Annotated in this window: 4 protein-coding genes; all 4 read left to right on the top strand. The window is 43.9% G+C overall.

Features of this window, described 5'->3' with window-relative positions:
• Positions 1-672 (top strand): DUF4861 domain-containing protein (locus tag GXO74_11550; protein ID NOZ62308.1); only part of this gene is annotated, 672 nt, incomplete at its 5' end.
• Between the two features lie 49 nt (positions 673-721).
• A complete protein-coding gene (kduI, locus tag GXO74_11545; GenBank protein ID NOZ62307.1) occupies positions 722-1561 on the top strand; it encodes a 5-dehydro-4-deoxy-D-glucuronate isomerase in 840 nt (279 codons plus the stop codon).
• Positions 1562-1735: 174 nt separating this feature from the next.
• A complete protein-coding gene (locus GXO74_11540; protein NOZ62306.1) occupies positions 1736-2722 on the top strand; it encodes a TRAP transporter substrate-binding protein in 987 nt (328 codons plus the stop codon).
• A gap of 16 nt (positions 2723-2738) precedes the next feature.
• Entirely contained in the window at positions 2739-3248 is a 510-nt protein-coding gene (locus GXO74_11535; protein NOZ62305.1) for a TRAP transporter small permease, read from the top strand.
• Positions 3249-3305: the final 57 nt, after the last annotated feature.

Below are 3305 nucleotides of genomic sequence, written 5' to 3'. Positions count from 1 at the left end.
GCGATTGTGTTGCCGAAAGTAGGTCTGGATGATTTTGATTCTTACCATGAGATGAGCGACTGGGGCATGGATATTTTCAAAGTTGGCAACTCCCTGGGAATCGGTTCCATTGGCATGTTTATCCAAAATCGAGTGAAAATGGTTGCGGAGACAGATAGCGTTACCTGTGCAATATTGGCGGAAGGTCCGATTTGGGCTCATATTCAGACAAAATATTTCGGTTGGAAGGTCGGCGATAAAGAATTTGATTTGGTTTCCAATTTATCCATCGCCGGCGGCAGTCGAATGACACGGCACAACGTGGAAATCTCTAATGGGGCTCCGAATCTCTGCACCGGATTTGCCAAACATGAAGATTGCGAATTATTGAAACCGGCAGAAAGCAATGAAAATGGCTGGCAATATCTCGGCTACTGGGGCAAACAAAGCCTGGCTGGGGATAATCTTGGAATTGCTGTGTTTTACCGGCAGGAGGATTTGATTGATTTGACGGAAGATAATGTCAATCATATCGTGGTGCTTCAACCCAAAAAGGGAAAAGTGGATTATTATTTTCTGGCAGCCTGGGAGCAAGAGCCAGGCGGAATAAAGACAATGGCAAAATTTCAGCAATATCTTGAAAATTTAAAAATGAGGTTGAATCACCCGATTGAAATCGAAATTTCAGATTGATTTTTTTAAATTGAAAAAAATAATTTCGGAATAAACAGGAGAATGCAAAATGTCCATTGAAATCAGACACGCCATTGATCCGGTGCGGTATCAACGGATGAACACCAAAGAGTTGCGAGAGAGTTTTTTGATCGAAAGCCTTTTCCGCGAGGATGAAGTGGAACTCGTTTATTCTCATGTTGATCGAGCGATTGTGGGGTCGGTAGTTCCGAAAACAAAAGAATTGAAGTTAGAGGCAGACAAAAAAGAGATGGCAGCCGATTATTTCGCCCAACGTCGCGAAGTTGGCGTGTTCAATATTGGTGCTTCCGGTTCGGTGAAGGTGGATAATAGAGAGTTCAAACTGAATAACAAGGAATGCCTTTACATTGGCAAGGGAAGCCGGAATATTTCATTTACCAGCGAGAACGAAAAAAACCCGGCTAAATTTTACATTGTCAGCTATCCGGCGCACAAAGATCATCCCACACAACTGGGGCGTCTGGAAGATGCAGGAAAAGTGGAACTGGGATCTGATGAAGAATCCAATAGGCGGACAATTTATAAATACATCTATCCGGATGGAATGAAGAGTTGCCAGCTTGTCATGGGATTTACGGTGCTACAGCCCGGGAATGTCTGGAATACCATGGCCCCGCACACGCATGCCCGGCGTTCGGAAGTGTATATGTATTTTGATCTGGAATACGAAAATGTCGTTTTTCACATCATGGGTGAGCCGGCGGAAACCAGATTGCTGGCGGTCAGAGAAGGTCAGGCAGTGATTTCTCCGGTTTGGTCCATTCACGCCGGCGCCGGGACGAGAAATTATTCCTTTGTCTGGGCAATGGGCGGAGAAAATCAGGATTTTGATGACATGGATGGGGTTTCGTTGAAAAATATTTTCTAACCACCAAGACGCGAAGACACAAAGATTTACTGTTTTAACCAAAAAAGAAACAGAAATTTTTTATTTCAAGTGTATTCTATTAAAATTCGGAGTTAATGCGTAAGCATTTTAGAAAAAGCCATAAGATTAATGTCATCGGTCATTTGCAAAAATTAATTTGAACCGAGGGAATAAATGAAAATTTCAAAGCTACCCCAAATTTTTGCTATTTTAATTCTCTCTATTTTTCTGCTGATGAGCTGCGGAAAAGTACAACGCGTTCGAGTGCTGAAACTGGCGCACGTGCTGGATGCCACGCATCCGGTGCACAAAGCGATGGTTTTCATGGCAGCGCGCGTGGCGGAAAAGTCGCATGGGAAAATGCGCATCGACATTTATCCCAGCGGTCAGCTCGGAGAAGAGCGCGATCTGATTGAACTGGTGCAAATCGGGAGCTTGTCAATGACAAAAGTTTCTTCGGCGCCGTTAGAAGGTTTCATTCCGGAAATGAAAGTTTTTGGTATCCCCTACGTTTTTCGGAACGACGCCCATCGTTGGAAAGTGCTCAACGGCGAAATCGGCAGGCGGATTTTGTTAGCAGGCGAGAAATATTTTTTGCGCGGGCTGTGTTATTACGATGCCGGAAGCCGAAGTTTTTACACCAAAAACAAGCCGATTAATTCGCCGGCAGATTTGAAAGGGCTAAAAATTCGCGTCATGAAAAGTCTTACGGCGGTGCAGATGGTCAATACGCTCGGCGGTTCGGCAACACCGATCCCCTGGGGTGAACTTTACACATCGTTGCAGCAAGGCATTGTGGACGGCGCGGAAAATAATCCCCCGAGTTTTTATCTGTCCCATCATTACGAAGTTTGCAAATATTACAGTCTGGACGAGCACACTTCCGTTCCGGATATTCTCATCATGAGCACGGTCGTTTGGAACAGCCTGACGCCGCAGGAGCAAAAATGGTTGCAGGAAGCTGTGGATGAGTCGGTCGAATATCAGAGAAAATTATGGAAAGAGGCATCGGATCATGCGTTGCGTGAAGTGCAAAAGGCTGGAGTTGAAGTCATTCACCCGGACAAAACTCCATTTCGCGACAAGGTGAAAAAAATGTATGAATCTTACAGAGGCACGCCGATTTATCAATTGATTGAAGAAATTGAATCCGTGAAATAAATTCAGGGAATGAGCAATGATCAAAATTATCGATTCAATTAACAGAGTTATCGCCGGCTTTTTAATTTTTCTGATGGCTGCAATGGTGCTCGATGTGACGTGGCAGGTCTTCACCAGATTTATCTTGAAAAATCCCAGTTCATTTACAGAAGAGCTGGCAGGATTTTTACTGATCTGGATCGGTCTGCTGGGTTCAAGTTACGCGCTTTACACTCGCGCTCATCTGGGAATTGACATTTTGACTTACAAAACCACCGGGCTGAAAAGAAAAATTGTGGAAATTGTAATTTACCTGATCGTAATCGCTTTTGCGTTTTTTGTGCTCGTAGTTGGCGGCTACAATTTAGTTCGCATGACGTTTCACCTCAATCAAATTTCTTCGGCGATGGGAATAAAAGTGGGCTATGTTTATCTTGTCATTCCTATTACCGGCTTATTGTTTATTCTCTATTCCATCGGATTCATTATTGAGGCTGTCAAAAAGGAGAGGCTGGTTACTGAAAGAAAAATCACCGACTCAGTCTGAAAAAAATTCGAGGTGCTGAATGGATTTGTCCGTCGTTGTTTTGGTCGTCAGTTTTGT

Source organism: Calditrichota bacterium (genome assembly GCA_013152715.1).
Lineage (GTDB): Bacteria > Zhuqueibacterota > Zhuqueibacteria > Thermofontimicrobiales > Thermofontimicrobiaceae > 4484-87.
This window is presented reverse-complemented; position numbering and strand designations above follow the sequence as displayed.